22 protein-coding genes are annotated in these 22,521 nt (G+C 72.5%); 8 read left to right on the top strand and 14 right to left on the bottom strand.

Features of this window, described 5'->3' with window-relative positions:
• The first annotated feature begins 1 nt into the window (after nt 1).
• From RL72_RS13240 to RL72_RS13255, 4 genes are read left to right on the top strand one after another with little or no spacing between them, the layout of a single operon-like run.
• A complete protein-coding gene (locus RL72_RS13240; RefSeq protein ID WP_045251336.1) occupies nt 2-1,117 on the top strand; it encodes an adenosine deaminase in 1,116 nt (371 codons plus the stop codon).
• Nucleotides 1,110-1,988 (top strand): carbohydrate kinase family protein, encoded by an 879-nt coding sequence (locus RL72_RS13245; RefSeq protein WP_045251337.1) that lies wholly within the window; start codon nt 1,110-1,112, stop codon nt 1,986-1,988. The genes RL72_RS13240 and RL72_RS13245 overlap by 8 nt, the downstream gene beginning before the upstream one ends.
• Nucleotides 1,975-2,388, top strand: a complete 414-nt coding sequence (locus RL72_RS13250; protein WP_082072390.1) for a DMT family transporter — start codon at nt 1,975-1,977, stop codon at nt 2,386-2,388. The genes RL72_RS13245 and RL72_RS13250 overlap by 14 nt, the downstream gene beginning before the upstream one ends.
• Nucleotides 2,385-2,705 carry a DMT family transporter gene (locus RL72_RS13255; RefSeq protein ID WP_045251338.1) on the top strand — a complete coding sequence of 107 codons (321 nt, stop codon included), beginning with the start codon at nt 2,385-2,387 and terminating at the stop codon, nt 2,703-2,705. The genes RL72_RS13250 and RL72_RS13255 overlap by 4 nt, the downstream gene beginning before the upstream one ends.
• Nucleotides 2,706-2,798: 93 nt before the next feature.
• Here the strand turns inward: RL72_RS13255 and RL72_RS13260 are convergent, their stop codons facing one another.
• The 9 genes from RL72_RS13260 to RL72_RS13300 form a co-directional block, all read right to left on the bottom strand.
• A complete protein-coding gene (locus tag RL72_RS13260; protein WP_045251339.1) occupies nt 2,799-3,770 on the bottom strand; it encodes an NAD-dependent epimerase/dehydratase family protein in 972 nt (323 codons plus the stop codon).
• Nucleotides 3,767-5,089, bottom strand: coding sequence for a flavin-containing monooxygenase (locus RL72_RS13265; protein WP_045251340.1), 1,323 nt, complete (start codon nt 5,087-5,089; stop codon nt 3,767-3,769). The genes RL72_RS13260 and RL72_RS13265 overlap by 4 nt, the downstream gene beginning before the upstream one ends.
• A gap of 82 nt (nt 5,090-5,171) precedes the next feature.
• The gene (locus RL72_RS13270; protein ID WP_045251341.1) at nt 5,172-5,759 is read right to left on the bottom strand and encodes a GNAT family N-acetyltransferase; all 588 of its coding nucleotides are present in this window, start codon (nt 5,757-5,759) and stop codon (nt 5,172-5,174) included.
• Nucleotides 5,760-5,809: 50 nt separating this feature from the next.
• A complete protein-coding gene (locus RL72_RS13275; RefSeq protein WP_045251342.1) occupies nt 5,810-6,958 on the bottom strand; it encodes a mannitol-1-phosphate 5-dehydrogenase in 1,149 nt (382 codons plus the stop codon).
• Nucleotides 6,958-7,389, bottom strand: coding sequence for a PTS mannitol transporter subunit IIA (locus RL72_RS13280; RefSeq protein WP_045251343.1), 432 nt, complete (start codon nt 7,387-7,389; stop codon nt 6,958-6,960). The genes RL72_RS13275 and RL72_RS13280 overlap by 1 nt, the downstream gene beginning before the upstream one ends.
• Before the next feature lie 34 nt (nt 7,390-7,423).
• Nucleotides 7,424-9,061, bottom strand: coding sequence for a PTS mannitol transporter subunit IIBC (locus tag RL72_RS13285; protein ID WP_045251344.1), 1,638 nt, complete (start codon nt 9,059-9,061; stop codon nt 7,424-7,426).
• Nucleotides 9,062-9,105: 44 nt separating this feature from the next.
• Complete coding sequence (ptsP, locus tag RL72_RS13290) at nt 9,106-10,755, bottom strand: phosphoenolpyruvate--protein phosphotransferase (RefSeq protein WP_045251345.1); 1,650 nt, start codon at nt 10,753-10,755, stop codon at nt 9,106-9,108.
• The gene (locus RL72_RS13295; protein WP_045251346.1) at nt 10,755-11,036 is read right to left on the bottom strand and encodes an HPr family phosphocarrier protein; all 282 of its coding nucleotides are present in this window, start codon (nt 11,034-11,036) and stop codon (nt 10,755-10,757) included. The genes ptsP and RL72_RS13295 overlap by 1 nt, the downstream gene beginning before the upstream one ends.
• Nucleotides 11,033-11,338, bottom strand: coding sequence for a PTS sugar transporter subunit IIB (locus RL72_RS13300; RefSeq protein WP_045251347.1), 306 nt, complete (start codon nt 11,336-11,338; stop codon nt 11,033-11,035). The genes RL72_RS13295 and RL72_RS13300 overlap by 4 nt, the downstream gene beginning before the upstream one ends.
• A 162-nt stretch (nt 11,339-11,500) precedes the next feature.
• On the opposite strand from RL72_RS13300, the gene RL72_RS13305 reads away from it, so the two are divergent.
• Nucleotides 11,501-13,432, top strand: a complete 1,932-nt coding sequence (locus RL72_RS13305) for a BglG family transcription antiterminator (RefSeq protein ID WP_175491316.1) — start codon at nt 11,501-11,503, stop codon at nt 13,430-13,432.
• Nucleotides 13,433-13,440: 8 nt separating this feature from the next.
• On the opposite strand, the gene RL72_RS13310 is transcribed toward RL72_RS13305, so the two are convergent.
• Genes RL72_RS13310 through RL72_RS13320 form a run of 3 tightly spaced genes read right to left on the bottom strand, consistent with a single transcriptional unit; the run spans nt 13,441 to nt 16,219 of the window.
• Nucleotides 13,441-13,695 carry an HPr family phosphocarrier protein gene (locus tag RL72_RS13310; protein ID WP_045251348.1) on the bottom strand — a complete coding sequence of 85 codons (255 nt, stop codon included), beginning with the start codon at nt 13,693-13,695 and terminating at the stop codon, nt 13,441-13,443.
• A gap of 2 nt (nt 13,696-13,697) precedes the next feature.
• Nucleotides 13,698-15,392, bottom strand: coding sequence for a phospho-sugar mutase (locus RL72_RS13315; protein WP_045251349.1), 1,695 nt, complete (start codon nt 15,390-15,392; stop codon nt 13,698-13,700).
• Nucleotides 15,389-16,219 carry a purine-nucleoside phosphorylase gene (locus RL72_RS13320; RefSeq protein ID WP_045251350.1) on the bottom strand — a complete coding sequence of 277 codons (831 nt, stop codon included), beginning with the start codon at nt 16,217-16,219 and terminating at the stop codon, nt 15,389-15,391. The genes RL72_RS13315 and RL72_RS13320 overlap by 4 nt, the downstream gene beginning before the upstream one ends.
• Nucleotides 16,220-16,314: 95 nt before the next feature.
• Between RL72_RS13320 and RL72_RS13325 the strand changes: the two genes are divergently transcribed.
• Complete coding sequence (locus RL72_RS13325) at nt 16,315-17,763, top strand: NAD(P)H-quinone dehydrogenase (protein ID WP_045251351.1); 1,449 nt, start codon at nt 16,315-16,317, stop codon at nt 17,761-17,763.
• 82 nt (nt 17,764-17,845) lie between these two features.
• Here the strand turns inward: RL72_RS13325 and RL72_RS13330 are convergent, their stop codons facing one another.
• Nucleotides 17,846-19,615 (bottom strand): acetyl/propionyl/methylcrotonyl-CoA carboxylase subunit alpha, encoded by a 1,770-nt coding sequence (locus RL72_RS13330; protein WP_045251352.1) that lies wholly within the window; start codon nt 19,613-19,615, stop codon nt 17,846-17,848.
• A gap of 126 nt (nt 19,616-19,741) precedes the next feature.
• Nucleotides 19,742-20,401 carry a Maf family protein gene (locus RL72_RS13335; RefSeq protein ID WP_045251469.1) on the bottom strand — a complete coding sequence of 220 codons (660 nt, stop codon included), beginning with the start codon at nt 20,399-20,401 and terminating at the stop codon, nt 19,742-19,744.
• A gap of 57 nt (nt 20,402-20,458) precedes the next feature.
• Between RL72_RS13335 and RL72_RS13340 the strand changes: the two genes are divergently transcribed.
• Both RL72_RS13340 and RL72_RS13345 read left to right on the top strand, forming a co-directional pair.
• Nucleotides 20,459-21,718: a class I SAM-dependent RNA methyltransferase gene (locus RL72_RS13340; RefSeq protein WP_045251353.1), complete on the top strand. Its 1,260-nt coding sequence runs from the start codon at nt 20,459-20,461 to the stop codon at nt 21,716-21,718.
• Between the two features lie 87 nt (nt 21,719-21,805).
• Nucleotides 21,806-22,471, top strand: a complete 666-nt coding sequence (locus tag RL72_RS13345; protein ID WP_045251354.1) for a response regulator transcription factor — start codon at nt 21,806-21,808, stop codon at nt 22,469-22,471.
• Nucleotides 22,472-22,521: the final 50 nt, after the last annotated feature.

Genomic DNA, 22,521 nt, shown 5'->3' on the forward strand with positions numbered 1-22,521 from the left:
CATGCCCATCGACGCGAACGGCGACCTGGAGGTCGAGGGCCTGTCCCTCCGGAGCCTTCCCAAGGTCTCGCTGCACGATCATCTCGACGGCGGCGTGCGTCCCGCCACGATCATCGAGCTCGCCGACGCGGCCGGGATCGAGCTGCCGCACACCGACGCCACGGCGCTCGGGATGTGGTTCCGCACGCAGGCCTCGGCCGGATCGCTGGTCGACTATCTGAAGACCTTCGACGTGTCGCTCTCGGTGATGCAGACGGCGGAGAACCTGCGCCGGATCTCCCGCGAGTTCGTCGAGGACCTGGTGCGCGACGGCGTCGTCTACGGCGAGGTGCGCTGGGCGCCCGAGCTGCACCTCACGTCCGGGCTCACGCTGCAGCAGGCGGTCGACGCCGTGCAGGACGGCATCGACGAGGCGGAGGACGCGGCGGAGAGCCGCGGCAAGAGCATCCGCGTCGGCCAGCTGCTCTCGGCGATGCGGCAGACGGACCGGGTGCGGGAGATCGCCGAGCTCGCCGTCGCGAACCGCGACCGGGGCGTCGTGGGCTTCGACACGGCCGGTCCGGAGGCGGGCTATCCGTCGTCGCGTTACCGGGAGACGTTCGAGTACCTCGCGCAGCAGATGTTCCCGATCACCGTCCACGCGGGCGAGGCGGCGGGGCCGGACTCCATCCGCTCCGCGCTCGTCGACGGGCGCGCTCTCCGGCTGGGTCATGGCGTGCGCATCGCCGAGGACCTGGAGATCGTGAACCGCGACGGGGAGGAGGTGCAGGTGCGCTTCGGCGATCTCGCCCGCTGGGTGCGGGACCGGGAGATCCCGCTCGAGCTGTCGCCGTCCTCGAACCTGCAGACCGGCGCGATCGCGGCGTGGGGGAGCGAGTTCGCCGACCACCCGTTCGACCTGCTGTACCAGCTCGGGTTCGCGGTCACGGTGAACGTCGACAACCGCACGATGAGCGCGACGTCGCTGACCCGCGAGATGGCTCTCCTGGTCGATTCCTTCGGGTACGACCTGGAGGACCTGGAGTCGTTCCAGTTCAACGCCGCGGCCGGCGCCTTCCTCCCGGTCGAGGAGCGCGAGGAGCTCGTGGAGCTGATCGCCGAGGGGTTCGATGAGTGAAGCCCCCGGGGCGGGGCGGGTCGCGGTCGTCGGGGCGGTGTCCTGGAACACGATCGTGCTCCTGGATCGGCTTCCCGATCCAGCCCCGCACATGCAGTTCGCCGAGGCCGACTGGCAGACCGTCGGGGGCACAAGTGCCGGGAAGGCCCTGGCCCTCGCCGGGCTCGGCCGCGCCGTCTCGCTGCGCGCCCGCGTCGGCGACGATGCCGCAGGCCACCGCATCCGCGATGCGCTCGGGCGTGCGGGTCTCCCGCTGGAGGGGCTCCGGGCGGCGGACGTCTCCGAGCGGCATCTGAACCTCATGACCGGGGCGGGGGAGCGCGTCTCGCTGTACCTGTCGTCCCCCGAGGCCGTCGACGAGCCGGACGGGCCCGCCGCAGGCGAGTCCGTCCTGTCCGACGCCGCGGCGATCGTGCTGGATCTCTCCGCCGAGGGCCTCGCCGCCATCGAGGAGTCGCGTGCGACCGGTGCGCCGATCTGGGTCGACCTGCACGACTACGACGGATCCTCCGCGTTCCACAGGCCGTTCCTCGAGGCCGCCGACACCGTGTTCTGCAGCGCGGATCGTCTCGACGATCCGGAGGACTTCCTGCGCGGCTGCATCGCGGCGGGAGCCGTGCTCGCGGTCTGCACGCTCGGCGCCGAAGGCGCGATCGCCGTGGATCGCGACGGCGTGCTGCATCGCGTGGCCGCCGTGCCGGTCGACGTCGTCGACACGAACGGCGCGGGGGACGCCTTCTTCGCCGGGGTGCTCGATGCGACGCTGTCGGGGCTCACGCTCGACGCCGCCCTCGCCGCAGGCGCCGCGACGGCGGCGATCGTGCTGCGCACCCGACACCTGCACCCGGTGCTCGACGATGTCCTCCGCTGAGCCTCCCGTCCCGGTCGACGATGCGGCGGGGGCGGGTGCGCGCCGTCCCAGCGCCTGGCCGCCGCTCCTGCTCGCGATCGTGCTGGAGGTCAGCGCGACGCTGAGCCTGCGCGCGGTGTCGACCGGCGGATCCTGGTGGTGGCTCTGCGTGGTCGTGATCGGCTACGGCGGCTCGTTCTGGCTGCTCGGAGTGGTGCTCACGCGCGGCATGCCGGTGGGCGTGGCGTACGGGATCTGGTCGGCGATCGGAGTGGCGCTCACCGCCCTCGCCGCAGCGGCGCTCTTCGCCGAGGCGCTGAGCCCGCTCTCGCTCGCCGGCCTCGGCGTGATCATCGCGGGCGTGCTGCTGGCCGAGCTCGGCACCCGGCACGGCCGGGGCGAGCAGGGGAGTGCCGGATGACCGTGCTGCTGCTCCTGGGCGCGATCGCCGCGGAGGTCACGGCGACCCTGAGCCTGCGCGCGTCGGAGGGCTTCCGGCGACGGCGCCACATCCCCGCGATCGTCATCGGATACCTCGTGTCGTACGTCCTGCTGGGGGCGACGCTCGCGCTCGGCATGCCCGTGGGCATCGCGTACGCGGTCTGGGCGGCGCTCGGCGTCGCCGCCACCGCGGTGCTCGGGCGCGTGCTCTTCCACGACCGGATCTCGGTCATGACCGCGATCGGCCTGGCCGTCATCGTCGGCGGCGTGATCCTCGTCGAAGCAGGATCGCACTGACCGTCGGCGCGGGAGCGCGGCACGGGCGCCTTCCGCTGCGGCGTCTCCCCTGACGCCGGGACGCCCGCCGGCCGACCGACGAGCGCGGCCCGATCAGTCGGCGCGCACGACGCCCGGATGCGTCCGCAGGTACTCCTCGAACGCCTCCGACGAGGTCAGCCGGGGCACGTAGCCGAACTCCTCCTTGAGGCGGTCGTTGCGCAGCACGGGGCGGTAGCGCAGGAAGCGGATCTTCTCCGGCCCGTGCTCCGTCAGCCGCAGGGCGCTCCCGATCGCGAGGGCGATCGCGAGCAGCGGCGCCGGGACCGTGAGGAGCGGCTTGCGCAGCCGTCGCGCGATCTCGGGCACGGTCAGCGCGCCGTCCCCCGCGACGTTGTAGATGCCCGCCGGACCGTCGCCCACGGCGGCGCGCACCATGGCGGCGGCGACATCGTCGACCCAGACGAACACGAACGGGGATTCGGATCCGGCGATGTGCAGGATGCGCTTCGCGTCCCAGAGCGCCGTGATCTGGTTGCGCACGGTGGGACCGAGGATGGTGCCGATCCGGAAGATCACCTGCTCGAGGGCGGGGTGCGTGCTCCGCGCCGCGGCGAGCAGCTCCTCGATCATGCGCTTGTGCCGCGAGTAGGGGAACTGGTCGTTGCCGCGCAGGGCGTCGTCCTCGCCGATCCACGGCGGGTTGTCCGGATGGTAGCCGTAGGCGGCTCCGGAGCTCGACACCACGAGCCGGCGCACACCGGCGTCGACGCATGCGGCGAGCACGTTCGACGAGCCCTGCACGTCGACCCGGAACTCGCCCTGCACATCGCGCCCCGGGTTGACGATCGCGGCCAAGTGCACGACCGAGTCGATGCGGTGCAGCCGCAGCAGATCGGGCAGCGCAAGCGGATCCGTCACGTCGACGTGCACCGACACCACTCCCGGCACGTCGGACTCGCGGAGATCGCCGCACAGGACGACGTCGACGTCGGGATGGTCCGCGAGCAGGGCGGTGACCCTGCTGCCCAGGAATCCGGCGCCACCGGTGACCAGCACCCGGCGGCCCGCGGCACCGAGGTTCATGACGCCTCCCGGACGGGAGCGGCGAGCTCCGCCTTCTCGCGGCGCACGGCGTTCCGGTACGCGTCCTTGTTCACGTAGTAGGACATCCGGGCGAGGCCGAGGTAGCGGTAGCCGCCGGTGAGGTCCGGCCAGGCCCGGGCGCCGACCCGCGCGCGGAACCGTGCGGCGCGCGCCGGATCCTGCTCCACCGCGGCCAGATAGGCGGCGATCAGCTCGGCCTGCTCGTACCGTCCTTGCCAGCCGATGCCGCTGGCCTCGATCATCCCGCAGACGAAGAGGCCGTTGAACGAGGGCGGGAACACGTTGAGGAACAGCCGCGGCGAGGCGCCCGTCCAGTTCAGGTGCTCGCGGTCGACGAACGGATAGTCCAGCGTGTACCCGGTGGCCAGCAGCACGAGGTCGTAGTCGCCGCTCGTGCCGTCGCGGAAGCGGACGGTCGAACCGTCGAAGCACTCGACGTCGGCGCGGATGCGCAGATCGCCCTGCCCCAGATGGTTCAGCACCAGGGTGTTCACGATCGGATGCGATTCGTAGATCCGGTAGTCGGGCTTCGGGAATCCGAACCGCACCGGATCTCCGGTGAACGCCCGGAGCACCCGGGAGTCGACCGCCTGCTTGAGACGCGCCGGGAGCGGCCGTCCCTGGTTGAGGGTGTCGCTGGGGCGGCCGAACAGGTAGCGGGGCACGAAGTAGTAGCCGCGGCGCACGCTCATCTCCACGCTCGCGGCGTGGTGCACGGCGTCGACGGCGATGTCGCAGCCCGAGTTCCCGGCTCCGATGATCAGCACGCGGCGCCCGGTGAGCGGGGACGGATCCTTGTATGCGCTGGTGTGCATGAGCTCGCCCGAGAACGCACCCGCGAAGGCGGGGACGTTCGGCTCCGCGAGCGTGCCGTTCGCGAGGACGACGCCGTCGTAGCGCTCCTGGACGGCCGTCTCGACTCCCTCCGCATCGCGGGCGGTGGCGCGCAGGATCCAGCCCTCTCCGTCCCGCTCCAGGCGGTCCACGCGGGTGTCGAAGCGGAACCGGTCGCGCAGCCCGAACGCGTCCGCGTAGTCGTCGAAGTAGCGCTTGAGCACGCGGTGGCCCGGATAGTCCACGTCGCTGTCCATCGGGAATTCGGCGAACTCCGTCGTGGTGCGGGAGGAGATGAGGTGCGCGGAGGCGTACATCGTGCTGCGCGGGTTCGTGATGTCCCACAGGCCGCCGACGTCGTGCGAGGCCTCGAAGCCCGTCGCCTCGATGCCCGCCTTCTGAAGGGCGCGCATGACCGCGAGGCCGGAGGGCCCGGCGCCGATCACGGCATATGACCTCGTCATGCTCTCCTCGTCGGCGCGGACCCGGGTCGCCGCGCGCAGTGCCCCGATCCTATCGGGGTGCTGAGAACGACGGGAGAAGTCCTCAGCGACGCCGGTCGAGCCGGGCGTCCAGGCCGTTGCGGACCGCGGGCCACTCGTGCGGGAGGATCGAGTAGACCACGGTGTCGCGCAGGGCTCCGTCGGCGCCGACCCGGTGGTTGCGCAGGATCCCGTCGAGCTTCGCGCCGAGCCGCTCGATCGCCGCGCGCGACTGGCGGTTGTGGAAGTGGGTGCAGAACTGAACGCGGTTCGCGCCGCACGTCTCGAAGGCGTGGGCGAGCAGCAGGCGCTTGGCCGAAGGGTTCACCGCCGTGCCGTGCACCTCCGGCGACAGCCACGTGTAGCCGATCTCGACCGTGCGGTTGGGCTGGTCGATGTCGCAGTACGTGGTCATCCCGACGGCGCGCCCGGTGTCCGTGCGGATGATCGCGAACGGGTTCATCGAACCCTCCGCGTTCATCCCTCGGCGCCGCTCGATCTCGGCCGGCACACCCGCCGCGGAGGGCACCGACGTGTACCACCGGTCCTCGAGACCCGCCGTCGCCGCGGCGAGGTCTGCGGCGTGCGTGTCGGCGAGCGGCTCCAGCCGCACGAAGTCGTTCTCGAGGGTCACGGGTGCGGCGAAGTCCATGCTCCGAGCGTATCCGGCGGCGGGCTCCGTCCCGGACCGCGCAGGCGCTGCTACCGGTCCTGGTGACGGGCGACCTCGTCGCGCACCGCGGCGAACAGCGGATGCGCGGCGTCGAGGCCGGTCACCTCGGCGGTGAAGGCGTCGGCGTCCAGGGTGTGCAGCAGCTCCTGCAGCTGCACGGCCTCCTCGTCCTCCGGCGCGTCGAAGGAGAGGGCGGCGCCGACGGCGGCGACGAGCGCCGTCGTGCCGAGGCCGCGCTCCGCCGCCTGCGCCGCCGGGCCGATGAACCGCTCGTGCCGCGAGAGCTTGCGCAGCGGCTGGCGCCCGACCCGCCGCACCGTGTCGGGGAGGAGGGGGTTGCGGAACCGGTCCAGGATCTTCGCACGGTACGCGGCGAGCTCCGCCGGATCCAGGCCGTGCACGGCGGAGAGGACGTTCGAGGTCTCCTCGAGCGCGGCTTCGACGGCCGCGGCGGTCGCCGGATCCTGCAGCGCCTCTGCGATCGTGATCGCGCCGGCGCGCTCGCCGAAGTAGGCGGTCGCGGCGTGCCCCGTGTTGACGGTGAACAGCTTGCGCTCGATGTAGGGCGCGAGATCCGCGACGAAGTGCGCGCCGGGGATGTGCGGCGGGTCGTCGCCGAACGGCCCGCTCTCGATCGCCCATTCGAAGTAGGGCTCGACGGTGACGTCCACGCCCTGACCGGGGGCCTGGGCCGGAACGATCCGGTCGACGGCGGTGTTCGCGAACACCGCGAGGGCGAGGAGCGCGGGCGCGTCCTCGCCCGCCGCGCCCGCGATCTCGGCGCGCAGCAGGTCGGTCGCGCCGATCGCGTTCTCGCACGCCATGATCTGCAGCGGCCGACGATCCGCGCCGCGCAGCCGCAGGCCCGCGACGATCGTCGGCGCCACGAACCGCAGCACGGTCGGGCCGACCGCGGTCGTGACGACGTCGGCCGTGGCGACCGCCTCAGCCGCTGCGGCGGGGTCGGTGCGGCTGTCCACGGCGCGATAGCCGGTGACCACGCGGTCGACGCCGCCGGGGCCCGCCTCGTGCACGGTGTACTCCGGCGCGGCGTTGATCGCGTTCACGAGATCGGCGGCCACGTCCGAGAACACCAGCTCGTAGCCGCCCTCGTGCAGCAGCAGGCCGACGAAGCCGCGGCCGATGTTGCCCGCGCCGAAGTGCACCGCGACGGGCATCAGCCGTTCACCTCCGCCAGCATGGCGAACAGGTCCTCCTCGGATCCTGCGGCGGCGAGACGGGCGACGTCGTCCTCCTCGGAGAACAGGATCGCGATCTGCGACAGGATCTCCAGGTGCTCGTCGCCGCGGCCGGCGATGCCGATCACGAAGGTGACCGGATCCCCTGCCCAGTCCACGCCGCCGTCGTAGCGGATCACGCACAGCGCGGAGGAGAGGATCTCGTCCTTCGCCTCGTTCGTGCCGTGCGGGATGGCGAGTCCGTTGCCCATGAACGTCGAGACGGTCTGCTCGCGCTGCCGCATGGCGTCGAGGTAGGCGGGGGTCACCGCGCCCGCGCCGACCAGGAGTGCCGCTGCTTCCTGCAGGGCCTCCTCCTGGGTGGCGGAGCCCGGATGGATCCGGACGCGGTCGGGGGTGAGGATGCTCATGTCGTGTTCCTTCCTTCGGTTCTCGCGGGCGCGATCAGGCGTCGCCGTCGTGCTGCTTGCGGACGATCTCGACGACCTCGTCGTAGCGGGGCGAGTTCATGAAGTTGTCCACGGAGACGTGCATCGCCTCGCCGTTGCGCGCCCGGGCGCGGTCGGTCAGCTGCTGCTGGGTGACGATTAGGTCCTCCGTGCCGTCCAGGTTCGCGATGGCCTTGTTGGTGACGTCGACGCCGTCGATGCCGGCCTTCTTGAACTTGTTGCGCAGCACGCTGGCGCCCATCGCCGACGAGCCCATGCCGGCGTCGCATGCGAACACGATGGTGGAGATCCGCCGCTCGGTCGCGGTCGGGGCGGGCGCCTCGGCGTTCGTGGTCGCTCCCGCTCCGGCAGCCGCGCCCGCGGTCGTCGAGGCGCGCAGAGCGTCCATCGCGGCGGAGGACTTGCCCTTGTTCGCCTCGGTCTGCGCGATCGCGGCGCCGAACGTGTCCTCGGCGGCCAGGTCGCGCTTGCGGGAGGCCCGCAGGATGACGCCCGAGATCAGGAACGTGACCGTCGCCGCGAGCAGCACCGACAGGTACACGATGAACAGGTTGCCGACGCCTCCCGCGGCCGGGCTCAGCGCCGCGGCCGTGACCGCGATGATGCTGCCCGGCGCCGACGGGAACGCGAGACCGCCGCCGAGGATCATGTTGGTCGTGACGCCCGTGGCGCCGCCCGCGATCAGCGCGAGGACCGTCATCGGCTTGCTCAGCGCGTACGGGAAGTAGATCTCGTGGATGCCTCCGAAGAACTGGATGATGATCGCGCCGGGTGCCGACGCCTTGGCCTGGCCCAGGCCGAAGAAGGTGAAGGCGAGGAGCAGGCCGAGCCCGGGGCCGGGGTTGGCCTCGATCAGGAACAGGATCGACTTGCCCGCGTTGGTGGCCTGCTCGATGCCGAGCGGGGTGAAGACGCCGTGGTTGATCGCGTTGTTCAGGAAGAGCACCTTGGCGGGCTCGACGATGATCGACACGATCGGCAGGAGGTGGATCGACACCAGCCAGGCGACCACGGTGCCGAGCACGGCGCTGATGCCCAGCATCACGGGGCCGAACCCGAAGAAGCCGACGATGGCGAGCAGCATGCCGAGGATGCCGGCGGAGAAGTTGTTCACGAGCATCTCGAAGCCGGGGCGGATCTTGCCGTCCCAGATCCGGTCCATCCACTTCGTGATCAGACCCGCCAGCGGGCCCATGATCATCGCGCCGAGGAACATCGGGATGTCCGTGCCCACGATGACGCCCATCGTCGCGATGCTCGCCACCACGCCGCCGCGCTCGCCGTAGACCATGCGGCCGCCGGTGTTGGCGATGAGCAGGGGGAGCAGGTACGTGACCATCGGGCCGACCAGGCCCACGTACTGCGGGAAGGTGGTGCCGTCCTTCGCGGCGGCGAGCGCGGTGAGCGCTCCCTTCCAGCCGACCGCGTCGGCGTTGCCGAAGCCGCCGAGCAGATCCGCGACCGGGTACCAGTGGCCGAGCCAGCCCACCGAGATGAAGAGCATCGTGATGAAGCCCCAGGCGATGAAAGCGGCGATGTTGGGCATGATCATGCCTGAGAGGAACGTGCCGAAGCGCTGGACCCCGACGCGGGCCCGGTTCGCTCCGGAGATGGGTGCTGACGTCGTCGTCATGATGTGACTTTCTGTGTGTGGGGGATTGCGGTGGGAAGCGGGATTCAGCCGGCCGCCTGAGCGGCTGCACGGGCGGAGGCCGCGTCATCGGCGGCCAGGGCGGCCTCGGCGATGCGCCGGGCCTGGTCGAGCGTGTGCAGCGAGAGGGTGCGGCGCACGTCCGAGAGCGCCGCGGGGGCCATGGAGAGCGAGCCGACGCCGAGGCCGACGAGCACGACGGCCAGCAGCGGATCGGCAGCGGCCTCGCCGCAGACGCCCACCGGCTTGCCGAGGGCGGCGCCGGCGCGGCCGACCTCGGCGACCAGCCGCAGCACGGCGGGATGCCAGGGGTCCTGGAACGAGGCGACCGACCCGAGCAGCCGGTCGGCGGCCATCGTGTACTGGGTGAGGTCGTTCGTTCCGATCGAGGCGAAGTCCGCGTGGGCGAGCAGCCGGTCGGCGAGGAGCGCGGACGACGGGACCTCGACCATGATCCCCGCTGTGCGGAGGCCGTACTCCCGGGCGAGCGCCGTGAAGTACGCGGTCTCCTCGACCGTGGCGACCATCGGCGCCATGACCCAGAGGTCGGCCTCGGTCTCGGCGTCCGCCTCGGCGAGCGCGGTGAGCTGCTCGCGGAGGATGTCCTCGCTGGCGCGGAGGGCGCGCAGGCCCCGCAGGCCGAGGGCCGGGTTCTCCTCGTGCGCGTCGTTGAGGAACGGCAGCGGCTTGTCGGCACCGGCGTCGAGCACGCGCACGACCACCTTGCGGCCGGGGAACGCGGAGAGGAGCTCGCGATAGGCGTCGCGCTGCGCGGTCACCGTGGGCGCCTGGCTCGCGGACAGGAACAGGAACTCCGTGCGGAACAGACCGACGCCCTCGGCGCCGCGCGCGACGGCGTCCACGGCGTCGCCGGGCTTGCCGAGGTTCGCGAGCAGGGCGATCGGGGTGCCGTCGGCGAGGGCGCCCGGTGTCGGCGGCGCCGTGTCGGCCGCTCGTCGATCCGCGGCGCGGGCGGCGGCGCGCGCGATCTCTTCCGGCGCGGGCTCGGTGGTGACGGTGCCGGAGGCCGCGTCCACGATCACGGTCCCGCCGTCCGGCACCCCGGCCGCCTCTGCGGCGCCGACGACGGCGACGATGCCCTTCTCGCGGGCGAGGATCGCGGTGTGCGAGGTCGGCCCGCCGTCGGTGGTGACCAGTGCGAGGACCTTGTCCAGGTCGAGCAGGGCCGTGTCGGCAGGAGCCAGGTCGCGGGCGACGAGCACGAACGGGTGATCCGGATCGGGGACCCCGGGCGCGGCGACCCCGCGGAGCCGGGCGATCACGCGCTGAGCGATGTCGTCCAGATCCGCCGCGCGCTCGCCGAGGTAGCCGCCGACCGCCTCGAGCGAGGCCCGGAAGCCGGCGAACGCGTCGTGCACCGCCCACTCCGCGGTCGATCCGGCGGAGATCCGCTCCTCGACCTCGTCGGCCAGGGTCGGATCCTCTGCGATCATCGCCTGCGCCTCGAGCACGTCCCGGGCGGCGCCGCCCGCGGCTTCTGCGCGACGGTTCAGCTCGGCGGTGACTGCCGCGATCGCCTCCTGCACGCGGGTGCGCTCGGCGTCGGCGCCGACGGTGCTCGGCACGTCCTCGGGGGCGGGGGCCGCCTCCGCCATGTGCAGCACGGGGCCCGTCGCGACCCCCTGGCCGATGCCCACTCCTCGCAGCACGGCCATCAGGCGACGCCCTCGTCGTGGTCGGTGGCCAGCAGCTCGGTGAGCCGATCGAGCGCGGACTCGGCCGACTCGCCGTCGGCGGTGAGGGTCGCGTAGTCGCCCTGCTCGAGACCGAGCGCGATGACGCCGAGGATGCTCGCGGCGTTCACCGCCTTTCCGGAGTCCTTGGCGATGGTGACGGGGATCCCGGTCTCCTTCGCGGCCTGGGCGAAGATCTTCGCCGGACGGGCGTGGAGTCCGTGCGACGAGCCGATGCGGACGGTGCGGGTCAGGGCGGTCATGGCGTTCCTTTCGGTGCGGAGTCGGCGGCGACCACGAACGCGTGGATGCGCCTGCCGTCCAGGTCGGTGAAGGCGTCCTCGGGAAGCACGGCGACCCGGGCGCGGGGCGCCTGGCGGCCGATCTCCTCACGGAGCGCGGCGATGTGCGGACCCAGCAGGATGACGTCGGCGAACGGATCCACGTCGTCGGCCGGCGCGGCGGCGACCTCCCAGTCGGAGCCCGCGGCGAGTGCGGCGCGGCGGAGTCGTGCCGCGACGAAGGTGCTGGAAGCACCCGCGCCGCAGATGACCTGGATCCTCATCGATTCGTTCCTCCTTCCGTCATTGTTCGACGGAGGGCGCGGCCTCGGCCACCAGGAACGCTTCCGCCTGGGCGGAACGCCCGTTCCGGAGCCCGGTGCCCCCGATGCTGGCATCATGAGGGTGACCGTGCGGTGCGCGGGGACGGGTGAAGGGACGACGGGGTGTCTACTCGACGGCAGGATCGGCTGCTGAGCGTGCTGCTGCGCGAGGACGCGTGGATGACCGGTCCCCGCCTCGCCGACCTCCTGGGCGTCACGCCCCGCAGCGTCCGGGCCTACGTCACCGCCCTCAACGCGCGCGTGCCCGACGGCGACGCCGTCGTCTCGGGCGCGGCGGGATACCGCGCCGGCCCCGCGGCCCGGGCCGCGCTCGCCGCCAGGGCGGGTGCCGGATCGACGCCGCGCGCGCGGCTGCACGGGCTGGTCCGCGCGCTGCTCGACGACGAGGCGGGCATCGACGTCTTCGACACGGCAGAGCGGCTGCACGTCAGCGAGGCGACCCTCGAGGCCGACCTCGTCCGGATCCGCTCGCTGCTGGAGGGGACGCGCCTGACGCTCGAGCGTGACAGGGACGTCGTGCGGCTGCGCGGTGCGGAGCGCGATCAGCGCCGGCTGCTCAGCCGGCTCGCGCACGACGAGATGGACGCGGCGGACTTCCCCGTGGACCCGTTCCGCTTCGCGCTCGCCGGGGGCGCGATCCCCCCGGAGGCGGTGTCGCCGTTCAAGGACGCGCTGGTGGCGGCCCTCGGCGGACTCGGCTACTACGTGAACGAGCTCGCGATCGCCGACGTGCTTCTGCACATCGCCATCGCCGCGGACCGGGTCGCCTCGGGACGCGAGCTGGAGGGCGCCGACCGCCCCGGCGACGACTCCGCCCCGGGGGCGGATCCGGTGGCGGAGGCCATCGGCCGGCTGGCCCGCGAGCAGCTCGGCGTCGAGCTGGGCGCCGGCGATCTCGCACATCTCGCCCGCCTCGTCCTCACCCGGATCGTGACGCCCGGAGGCGCGGATCCGGCCGATCTCGCCCGTGCGGGCCTCGACGCCGAGGTGGAGGCGGCGGTGCGCGCGGAGGTGGTGCAGGCGTCATCGGACTATCAGGTGGATCTCGTCGACGAGGCCTTCATCCTGCGCCTGGCCCTGCACGTGCAGAACCTGCTCCGCCGCGCGCAGGAGGAGTCGCGCGCGCGGAACCCGCTGACGCGCTCGCTGAAGGCGGCCTACCCGATGATCTTCGAGGTGGCCGTCTCGGTGGTCAGCGGGCTGCAGGAGCGACTCGGCCTGCGCGCCGACGACGACGAGATCGCGTACGTGGCGATGCACATCGGCGGCCGGCTGGAGCGCAGCCGCCGGGCGGAGTCCCTGCTGACGGCGACGATCGTCTGCCCCGGCTACTACGAGCTGCACGAGGTCCTGCGCTCGCGCGTCGACCACTCGCTCGGGCAGGGCATCGAGGTGGTGCGGGTGATCACCGCGATGGATCCGCGCGAATCCGAGATCGACAGCGATCTGGTGCTCAGCACGGTCCCGCTTCCGGCGGCGGCCGAGCGCGTGGTGCTGATCCAGCCGTTCCTCACCGAGGCCGACGTCGAGCGCGTGCAGCAGGCCGCCGCCCGGCTGCGGCGTGCGCGCCGACTGGCCCGGCTGCGCGAGGAGCTGTCCCGCTACCTCTCGGAGGACGCGTACGTGCACCCGCTGCCCGACATCGGGGAGGAGGCGATCATCCGGCTGCTGGGCGGTCGGCTCGTCGAGGCGGGCCTCATCGGCGAGGACTACATCGAGAACACGATCCAGCGGGAGCGGCTCTCGTCCACCGCGTTCAGCGACGCCCTCGCCGTGCCCCACGCCCTGCAGATGACGGCGCAGCGCACCGCGATCGCGGTGGGCGTCGCCGCGGGCTCGGTCGCGTGGGGGAGCGGGCGCGTGCAGGTCGTGGCGCTCGCCGCGTTCAGCGAGCAGGACCGGGACGCGTTCCAGACCGTGTTCGAGCAGCTGGTGGAGGTGTTCGGCGAGGGCGAGAGCGTCCAGCGCATCGTGCGACGCGGGGCCGCCTTCGCGGGCTTCCTGGACGAGCTCGTCGCGGTGATCGACGGCTGAACCGGCGCTCAGCCGTCGAGCACGTGCGCCATCGCCGCCAGGAGCCGTTCGGCGCCCGGCCCGTCCGCGCTGAGCACGACCTCGTCCCCGGGGGCGAGGGCGAGATCCATCACCGCCAGGACGCTGCCGAGATCGACGGTCCGCCCCTCGGCGGTCGTGAGCGCGACGGCTCCCTCGTGCGCCAGCGCCAGGCGCACCAGCTCCGCGACGGGGCGCGCGTGCGCCCCGCCCTCGGCGCGGATGACGACGGATCGGGCCGGCACGGTCAGCCCCGTCGCGCCAGCAGCTCGCGGATCGCGGCGTCGAGGCCGGCGACCGCGGCGCGGGCGGCATCGGCCGAGTCCGCCCTGGCGTCGATGTACACCTTGAGCTTGGGCTCGGTGCCGCTGGGGCGCACGATCACCCGGGACCCGTCGGCGAGGCGGTAGCGCAGCACGTCGCCCGCGGGCGCGTCGCCGCCGGCGACGAGGAGGTCCTCCGTCGCCGAGATCGCCGTCGCGCCGAAGGCGGCGGGCGGATCCTGGCGCAGCGCCGCCATGATGCGGCCGATCACCGAGACGTCCTCGACGCGGATCGAGACCTGCCCGCTGGCGAAGTGGCCCACCTCGGCGGCGACCTCCTCGAGCAGGTCGGCGAGCGTCGCCTCGCGGCTGCGGGCCTCCGCGGCCAGGCCGAGCAGCGCCACCGCGGCGGAGATGCCGTCCTTGTCGCGCACCGTGTCGGGATTCACCAGGTAGCCCAGCGCCTCCTCGTAGCCGAACGCGATGCCGGGGGCGCGGGAGATCCACTTGAACCCGGTCAGGGTCTCGTGGAAGTCCAGCCCGTAGTGCCGGGCCACCGCGCCGAGCGCGGGGGAGGAGACCAGCGAGCACGCCAGCGACGTGCCCGGGGCTGCGGGGCCGTCCGCGGTGGCTGCGCGCGCCGCGCGCCAGCCCAGGAGCAGTCCGACCTCGTTGCCGGTCAGCCGGCGCCAGCCGCCCTCGACGCTCTCGTCGGGGATGCCGACGGCGAGCCGGTCGGCGTCCGGGTCGTTCGCGATCACGAGCTCGGCGCCCAGGGTGCGCGCCTTCGCGAAGGCCAGATCCATCGCCCCCGGCTCCTCCGGGTTGGGGAAGGAGACGGTGCGGAACGTGGGATCCGGGTCGCGCTGCTCGCCGACCGTCCACGGCGCGGGGTAGCCGGCCTCGCCGATGATGCGGGAGAAGGTCTCCCAGCCCACCCCGTGCATGGCCGTGTAGACCCAGCGGAGGCCTGCGGTGCCCACCGGCGCCGGAGCGACCGCCGCGGTCGCGGCGACGTAGGCGTCGACGACGTCCTCGCCGGCCGTCTCGTACGCGTCGGAGCGCGGGATCGACCCGGCGTCGCCGCGGTCGGCCACGCGCTGGATGTGCGCGGCGATCTCCGCGTCGGCGGGGGAGACGATCTGCGAGCCCTGATCGGCACCGCCGAGGTACACCTTGTAGCCGTTGTCGTTCGGCGGGTTGTGGCTCGCGGTCACCATGACCCCCGCGTCGGCGCCCAGGTGCCGCACGGCGAAGGCGAGCACCGGCGTCGGAAGCAGGCGCGGCAGGAGGACCGCGCGGAGCCCCGCGCCGGCGAAGATCTCCGCGGAGTCCTTCGCGAAGACGCGCGAGTTCTTGCGGCCGTCGTAGCCGATCACCACGGTCGGCACCGTGCCGGGGGCGGCCTTCTCCGAGAGGTATGCGGCGAACCCGGCGGCGGCCTGAGCCACGAGCACCCGGTTCATGCGGTTCGATCCGGCGGCGAGCTCCCCGCGGAGGCCGGCGGTGCCGAACGCGAGGCGGGTGCGGAAGCGGTCGGCGAGGTCGGTGAGCGCCGCCTCGTCGCCCGATCCGGCGCGCGTGATGAGACCGGCGAGCTCGTCGCGGGTCTCCGGATCCGGATCCTGCCGCAGCCAGGCGCGCGCCTGCGTGAGCAGGGCCGCCTCCTGGCCGCTCACAGCGCCCCGATCACGCGGGCCAGCAGGCCCGAGATCACCGGCTCGGCCTCCCTGCCCGCCTCGATGACCTCGGCGTGGCTGAGGGGGGTCTTCTGGATCCCCGCGGCCAGGTTCGTGATGAGCGAGAACCCGAGCACCTCCATGCCGGCCTCCCGGGCCGCGATCGCCTCGAGCGCGGTCGACATGCCGACGATGTGGCCGCCGATGGCCTTCGCCATCTGCACTTCGGCCGGGGTCTCGTAGTGCGGCCCCCGGAACTGCGTGTAGACGCCCTCGTCGAGCGTCGGGTCGATCGTGCGGGCGAGCTCGCGCAGCCGCGTGCTGTACAGGTCGGTGAGATCGATGAAGGTCGCGCCCTCGAGCGGGGAGTCCGCGGTGAGGTTGATGTGGTCGCTGATCAGCACGGGCTGCCCCGGCTTCCAGGTCTCGCGGATCCCGCCGGCGCCGTTGGTGAGCACCATGGTCCTGGCGCCCGTCGCCGCCGCGGTGCGCACGCTGTGCACGACCCGGCGCACGCCGTGGCCCTCGTAGTAGTGCGTGCGCGCGCCGATCACGAGCACGTTCTTCCCGCCGGGGGTGACGATGCTGCGCAGCGTGCCCACGTGGCCCTCGAGCGCGGGCTTCGAGAATCCGGTGACCTCCGTGGCGGGGATGGTCGCGATCGTCTCGCCGATGAGCTCGGCGGCCTTGCTCCAGCCCGAGCCGAGGGTGACCGCGATGTCGTGGTGGTCGACGCCGGTCAGCCGGTGGATGTCGGCGGCCGCCTCCGCGGCGATCGCGAAGGGGTCGGCGCCCGGGTCGTCGAGGGGGTGGATCTGATCAGCCATGAGATCGAGGATACGGCCCCGCGCTCGCCGCCGGGGAGGCGGGCTCGGAAGAGCAGCGAGGGCGCGGATCGTCGACCTCGCGCGGATGCGGAAGAATGGATCCCATGACCTTGATGTTCGAGCGCTCTCAGCGTGTCGCCGTGCTCGGCGGCGGCCCCGGCGGATACGAGGCGGCGCTCGCCGCAGCCCAGCTGGGTGCGGAGGTGACGCTCGTCGAGAGGGTGGGGGTCGGCGGCTCCGCCGTGCTCACCGACGTGGTTCCCTCCAAGAGCCTCATCGCCACGGCCGACGCCGCGGTGGCGATCAGCGAGGCCACCGACCTCGGCGTGCAGTTCTACGCGAAGGGCGCAGAGGGCAAGCCGCTCAAGCCGCAGATCGCGATCAACCTCGCCGCGGTGAACAAGCGGCTGATGGCCCTCGCCGGCCAGCAGTCGGAGGACATGCGCACCACGCTGCTCGACGCCGGGGTCACGATCCTCTCCGGTCACGGCCGCCTGGACGGTCCCAACGCGATCGTCGTGTCGACTTCGGAGGACGGCACCGACTTCGACCGCGTCGAGGCCGACACCCTCATCGTCGCCGTGGGCGCGTCCCCGCGCGAGCTCGACTCCGCCAAGCCCGACGGCGAGCGGATCCTCACCTGGACCCAGCTCTACGACATGAAGACGCTGCCGGAGCACCTCATCGTGGTCGGCTCGGGCGTCACCGGTGCCGAGTTCGCCTCCGCGTACATGAACCTCGGCGCCAAGGTCACCCTGATCTCCAGCCGCGACCAGGTGCTCCCGGGCGAGGACCAGGATGCCGCGCACGTGCTGGAGAAGGTCTTCAAGCGCGGCGGCATGACGGTGCTCTCCAAGTCCCGCGCCGACAAGGTCGAGCGCACCGCGGACGGCGTCACCGTGACGCTGTCGGACGGGCGCACGGTCGAGGGCAGCCACTGCCTGATGGCGGTCGGATCCATCCCCAACACCGCGGGCATCGGCCTGGAGGACGTGGGGGTCGAGCTCACCGACTCCGGCCACGTGCGCGTCAACCGGGTCGCGCGCACCTCGGTCTCGAACATCTACGCGGTTGGCGACTGCACGAACTTCTTCCCGCTCGCCTCCGTCGCCTCGATGCAGGGCCGCACGGCCGTGTTCCACGCCCTCGGCGACATCGTGATCCCGCTCGAGAAGCTCAAGATCACCGCGAACATCTTCACCGCCCCCGAGATCGCCACGATCGGCTTCTCGGAGAAGGACATCGAGGACGGCGTGGCCGACGGCATCGCCTACAAGCTGCCGCTCGCCGCCAACCCGCGCGCCAAGATGCAGGGGATCCGCGACGGCTTCGTGAAGATCCTCGCGCGCAAGGGATCCGGCACGGTGATCGGCGCCGTCATCGTGGCCCCGCGCGCCTCGGAGCTGATCTACCCCCTCGCGATCGCCGTCGAGCGCCGGCTGAACGTCGATCAGGTGTCGCGCGTGTTCGCGGCCTACCCGTCGATCACGAGCAGCATCACCGACGCCACCCGCGCGATGCACCAGGTCTACATCGCGGGCTGACCGCACCGCGGACGACGAAGCGGCGCCTCCCTCGGGAGAGCGCCGCTTCGTCGTCCACGCGGCCTTCGCGGGCCGCGGGGAGTCAGCTGATGGTGAGCAGCTGATGCCCGGCGGACACGGTCGCACCGGCGTCCGCGTTGATGTTGCCGATCACGCCGTCCTTGTGCGCCTGCAGGGGCTGCTCCATCTTCATCGCCTCGAGGACGACGACCAGATCGCCCTTGACGACCTGCTGTCCCTCCTCGACGGCGACCTTGACGACGGTGGCCTGCATCGGCGACTTCACGGCGTCGCCGGACGCGCCGGCGTTCACGGTCTTCGCGTGGCTGCGCCGGGACGGCGGCACCGCGGCGGGACGTCCGCCGGTGCCGACGACGGAGGCGGCGACCCGATCGGGCAGGCTCACCTCGAGACGCTTGCCGGCGACCTCGACGACGACCGTGTGCCGGCCCTTCGGCTCGGCGGCCGGCTCGAGCTCGCCGTCCCAGGCCGGGATGTCGTTGACGAACTCGGTCTCGATCCAGCGCGTGTAGACGCCGAAGCGGCCGTCCTCCGCGGTGAAGGCGGGGTCGTTCACGACCTTGCGGTGGAACGGCAGCACGGTCGGCAGGCCGGAGACCTCGAACTCGTCCAGGGCGCGGCGCGAGCGCTCCAGCGCCTCGGCGCGGTCCTTGCCGGTCACGATGATCTTCGCGAGCAGCGAGTCGAAAGCCCCGGAGACGACGTCGCCCGCCGTGACACCGGAGTCAAGGCGCAGGCCGGGGCCGCCGAAGGTCTTGAACACGTGGATCGGTCCCGGCTGGGGCAGGAAGCCACGACCCGGGTCCTCGCCGTTGATGCGGAACTCGATCGAGTGGCCCTGCGGAGCGGGGTCGTCGTAGTCGATGGTGCCGCCGGCCGCGATGCGGAACTGCTCGCGGACGAGGTCGATCCCGGTGACCTCCTCGGAGACCGGGTGCTCGACCTGCAGGCGGGTGTTCACCTCGAGGAACGAGATGGTGCCGTCGGCGCCGATGAGGAACTCGCATGTTCCCGCGCCGACGTAGCCGACCTCCTTGAGGATCGCCTTGGACGCCTCGTAGAGCACACGGTTCTGCTCCTCGGTGAGGAACGGCGCGGGGGCCTCCTCGACGAGCTTCTGGTGGCGGCGCTGCAGGGAGCAGTCGCGCGTCGAGATGACGACGACGTTGCCCTCGGCGTCGGCCAGGCACTGCGTCTCGACGTGGCGCGGCTTGTCGAGGTACTTCTCCACGAAGCACTCTCCGCGGCCGAAGGCGGTGATCGCCTCACGGGTCGCGGACTCGAACTGCTCCGCCACCTCGTCGAGCTCGCGGGCAACCTTGAGGCCGCGTCCGCCGCCGCCGTAGGCGGCCTTGATCGCGATGGGCAGGCCCACCTTCTCGGCGAAGGCGATGACCTCCTCCGCCGTCTCGACCGGACCGGGGGTGCCGGGAGCGAGCGGAGCGCCGACCTTCTCCGCCACGTGACGGGCGGTGACCTTGTCGCCGAGCGCCTCGATGGCCGCGGGGGAGGGGCCGATCCACACGAGCTCTGCGTCGATGACGGCGCGGGCGAAGTCGGCGTTCTCGGCGAGGAAGCCGTAGCCGGGGTGGACGGCGTCGGCACCGGCGCGGCGGGCCACCGACAGGATCTTGTCGATCTGCAGGTAGGTCTCGGCGCTGGTGGAGCCGTCGAGGGCGTACGCCTCGTCGGCGAGCCGGGTGTGCAGGGCGTCCCGGTCCTGATCCGCGTACACGGCGACGGAGGAGAGACCGGAGTCGCGCGCGGCGCGGATGATGCGGACGGCGATCTCGCCGCGGTTGGCGACGAGCACCTTGGCGATGGCAGGCATGGATGTCAGCCTATCGACAGCCGAGCCGATATTTTTGACGACCCTCCACAAGAATTCGGTCGGATCGCTTCCTGGATCCTACGAAGCGGAGAGGAGGTCGCGGGTCGATCCCGGCCGGAGTCGGGCTCAGGAGGCGTCCGGCAGGGCGTTCCAGAGATCGGTCCAGCGGATCCCGAGGCGTCCGACGAGGTGCCGCAGCGTGGACAGCGACATGCCGACGACGGTCGACGGGTCGCCCTCCACCCGCTCGATGAACGCGCCGCCCAGGCTGTCGACGGTGAAGGCGCCCGCGACGAGGAGCGGCTCGCCGGTGGCGACGTACGCCTCGATCTCGGCGTCGTCGATGTCGCCGGCGAACGTGACGGCGGCCTCGGCGACGGCGTGGACCTCGCGGGACGGCTCGCCGGGCCGCACCAGGAAGACGCTGTGCCCGGAGTGCAGCACGCCGGTCCGCCCGCGCATCGCATGCCAGCGGGCGATCGCGCGCTCGGGTTCGTACGGCTTGCCGTGCACCGCGCCGTCGAGCTCGAACATGGAGTCGCCGCCGATCACGATCCCCTCGAAATCGGGATGCGCCTCGTGGATGCGCGCCGCGACCTCGGCCGCCTTCGCGCGCCCGAGCAGCAGCACGACCTCCTGCGGCGTGAGCACGCGGCCCCGGCGCTCCGCCTCGGCGGCGGCGACCGCGTCCTCGTCGACGTCGGGGCTCAGGCAGAGGGGCTCGATCCCGCTCTGACGCAGCAGGGCGAGCCGGGCGGGCGAGGTGGAGGCGAGGCACACGCGCATGGGCTCCACGCTATCGGGTCGGATCCGCGGACGGCCGTGGTCTGGGATGATCGAGAGGTGACCGATTCCGACGCGTCCGAGGGCGCTCTTCTCGACCTCGACGTGACCGCGATCGCGCACGGCGGCGTCTTCGTCGCCCGGCATGAGGGACGCGTCGTGTTCGTCTCCGACGCGATCCCCGGGGAGCGTGTGCGGGCGCGGCTGGACCGGCCGTCCGCCGACGCCGACACCCGGTCGTTCTGGCGTGCCGAGACCGTCGAGGTGCTGGACGCTTCGCCCCACCGTCGCGCGCATGTGTGGGCGGAGGCCGACGTCAGCCGTGCCCCCGGGCAGCGCCCGGGCGGCGCCGACCTCGGCCACATCGAGATCGGCCACCAGCGGGTGCTGAAGCGCCGGGTGCTCCAGGAGGCGCTGGACCGCTTCGCCGGCGGGGGCATCGAGGCCCCGGAGGTCGAGGCGACGGGCGTGGACGAGCACTGGCGGACCAGAGTCACCCTCCACGTCGACGACGAAGGGCGGGTCGGGCCGTTCGCGGCGCGCAGCCACCGCGTCGTCCCGGTCGCCCAGCACGTGCTGGCGCGCCCGGCGATCGATGCGGTGGCGCGCGGGCTCCGGGGGATCCCGGAAGGGCGGGTCGAGCTGATCGAGCCCGCCGACGGCGAGGTGCGACAGGTGCTGCATCCTGAGGCGGATCGGCGGGCCCGCGGCCGCGGAGCGCGGCGCACGCCCCGGCGCCCCGCACCCCAGACGATCGTGGAGCAGGCCGCCGGGCGCTCCTTCGCGCTCGACGCGGACGGCTTCTGGCAGATCCACCCGGCCGCCGCGGATCTCCTCGACGGCGCCGTCGCCGAGCTGCTGGACGGAGTCGTGGATCCGTCGGCCGCGCATCTGGACCTCTACGGCGGCGTGGGTCTCTTCTCGGCCACCCTCGCGAGACTCGGCGCTCGCCGCATCACGACGGTCGAGTCGTCGCCGCGCGCGATCCGGCACGCGGCCGAGAACCTGCGCGACCTGGGCGTGCAGGCGGTCACCGCCCGCGTCGACCGCTTCCTGAAGGCCGGCGAAGCCGACCTCGGAGACGTCGCCGGCGGCGCGGTCGTGCTCGACCCGCCGCGCTCGGGAGCCGGTCGTGCCGTGGTGGAGGACGTCGTCGCCCTCGAGCCGGCGGCGGTCGCCTACGTCGCGTGCGACCCCGTCGCGCTCGCCCGTGACCTGGCCACGTTCCGCGCGCACGGGTACGAGCCGCGTCGGATGCGCGCCTTCGACCTCTTCCCCCACTCCCACCACCTGGAGACTGTCGCACTGCTGACGCGGTAGCCGGCTCGAGGCAGGAGCGGCGGATCCCGGCGGCCTGGCCCTCCTCGGGCGACGGGCGCACGATCCGCCACGGGATACAGTGAGAGCGTGAGCAGCGTAGCCCTGATCGACGACCACGAGTCCGTTCGCCTGGGACTCGCCGCCGCGCTCGAGCGTGCCGACTTCGACGTCGTGTTCTCGGGTGCCGGCGTGGCCGAGTACCTCGATGCGCGCGGGCGCGCACTGGCGCTGCCCGCTGACGTCGTCCTGCTCGATCTCACCCTCGGAGACGGCACGACGGTGACCGAGAACGTGACCCGGCTGGTCGCCGACGGATCCAGCGTGGTCATCCACAGCGTCGCGGACCGGCCCGTCGCCGTCCGCGAGGCCCTGGCCGCGGGCGCCGCGGGCGTCATCAGCAAATCGTCCCCGCTGGACGACGTGATCGCCGCCGCCCTCACGGTCGCGCGCGGCGAGGCGCTCAACAACGTGGAGTGGGCGAACGCGGTCGACGGCGACACGGCGTTCGCCGACGCGCAGCTCTCCACCCGCGAGCGCGAGGTGCTGCGGCTGTATGCGACCGGGCTGCCGCTGAAGGTCGTGGCCGAGCGACTCGGCGTGGCGTATTCCACCGCCAAGGAGAACATCACCCGCATCCGCGTGAAGTACGTGGAGGTCGGACGCCCCGCGCCGACGAAGGTCGATCTGCTGCGTCGCGCGATGGAGGACGGCATCGTGGAGAACGCGCAGGAGGATCCGCAGGGTGTGGGCTGAGCACGGCGCGCTCGCTCGGAGCCGCTCCGCAGCAGGCACGACGCCTCGGC

Source organism: Microbacterium azadirachtae (genome assembly GCF_000956545.1).
In the GTDB taxonomy this organism is placed as follows: Bacteria; Actinomycetota; Actinomycetes; order Actinomycetales; family Microbacteriaceae; genus Microbacterium; species Microbacterium azadirachtae.

What these genes read in the sequence shown, in the direction of transcription:
- RL72_RS13240 (WP_045251336.1), top strand. Translation starts at nt 2, where the DNA reads ATGCCCATCGACGCGAACGGCGACCTGGAGGTCGAGGGCCTGTCCCTC.
- RL72_RS13245 (WP_045251337.1), top strand. Translation starts at nt 1,110, where the DNA reads ATGAGTGAAGCCCCCGGGGCGGGGCGGGTCGCGGTCGTCGGGGCGGTG.
- RL72_RS13250 (WP_082072390.1), top strand. Translation starts at nt 1,975, where the DNA reads ATGTCCTCCGCTGAGCCTCCCGTCCCGGTCGACGATGCGGCGGGGGCG.
- RL72_RS13255 (WP_045251338.1), top strand. Translation starts at nt 2,385, where the DNA reads ATGACCGTGCTGCTGCTCCTGGGCGCGATCGCCGCGGAGGTCACGGCG.
- RL72_RS13260 (WP_045251339.1), bottom strand. Translation starts at nt 3,770, where the DNA reads ATGAACCTCGGTGCCGCGGGCCGCCGGGTGCTGGTCACCGGTGGCGCC.
- RL72_RS13265 (WP_045251340.1), bottom strand. Translation starts at nt 5,089, where the DNA reads ATGACGAGGTCATATGCCGTGATCGGCGCCGGGCCCTCCGGCCTCGCG.
- RL72_RS13270 (WP_045251341.1), bottom strand. Translation starts at nt 5,759, where the DNA reads ATGGACTTCGCCGCACCCGTGACCCTCGAGAACGACTTCGTGCGGCTG.
- RL72_RS13275 (WP_045251342.1), bottom strand. Translation starts at nt 6,958, where the DNA reads ATGCCCGTCGCGGTGCACTTCGGCGCGGGCAACATCGGCCGCGGCTTC.
- RL72_RS13280 (WP_045251343.1), bottom strand. Translation starts at nt 7,389, where the DNA reads ATGAGCATCCTCACCCCCGACCGCGTCCGGATCCATCCGGGCTCCGCC.
- RL72_RS13285 (WP_045251344.1), bottom strand. Translation starts at nt 9,061, where the DNA reads ATGACGACGACGTCAGCACCCATCTCCGGAGCGAACCGGGCCCGCGTC.
- ptsP (WP_045251345.1), bottom strand. Translation starts at nt 10,755, where the DNA reads ATGGCCGTGCTGCGAGGAGTGGGCATCGGCCAGGGGGTCGCGACGGGC.
- RL72_RS13295 (WP_045251346.1), bottom strand. Translation starts at nt 11,036, where the DNA reads ATGACCGCCCTGACCCGCACCGTCCGCATCGGCTCGTCGCACGGACTC.
- RL72_RS13300 (WP_045251347.1), bottom strand. Translation starts at nt 11,338, where the DNA reads ATGAGGATCCAGGTCATCTGCGGCGCGGGTGCTTCCAGCACCTTCGTC.
- RL72_RS13320 (WP_045251350.1), bottom strand. Translation starts at nt 16,219, where the DNA reads ATGGCTGATCAGATCCACCCCCTCGACGACCCGGGCGCCGACCCCTTC.
- RL72_RS13325 (WP_045251351.1), top strand. Translation starts at nt 16,315, where the DNA reads ATGGATCCCATGACCTTGATGTTCGAGCGCTCTCAGCGTGTCGCCGTG.
- RL72_RS13330 (WP_045251352.1), bottom strand. Translation starts at nt 19,615, where the DNA reads ATGCCTGCCATCGCCAAGGTGCTCGTCGCCAACCGCGGCGAGATCGCC.
- RL72_RS13335 (WP_045251469.1), bottom strand. Translation starts at nt 20,401, where the DNA reads ATGCGCGTGTGCCTCGCCTCCACCTCGCCCGCCCGGCTCGCCCTGCTG.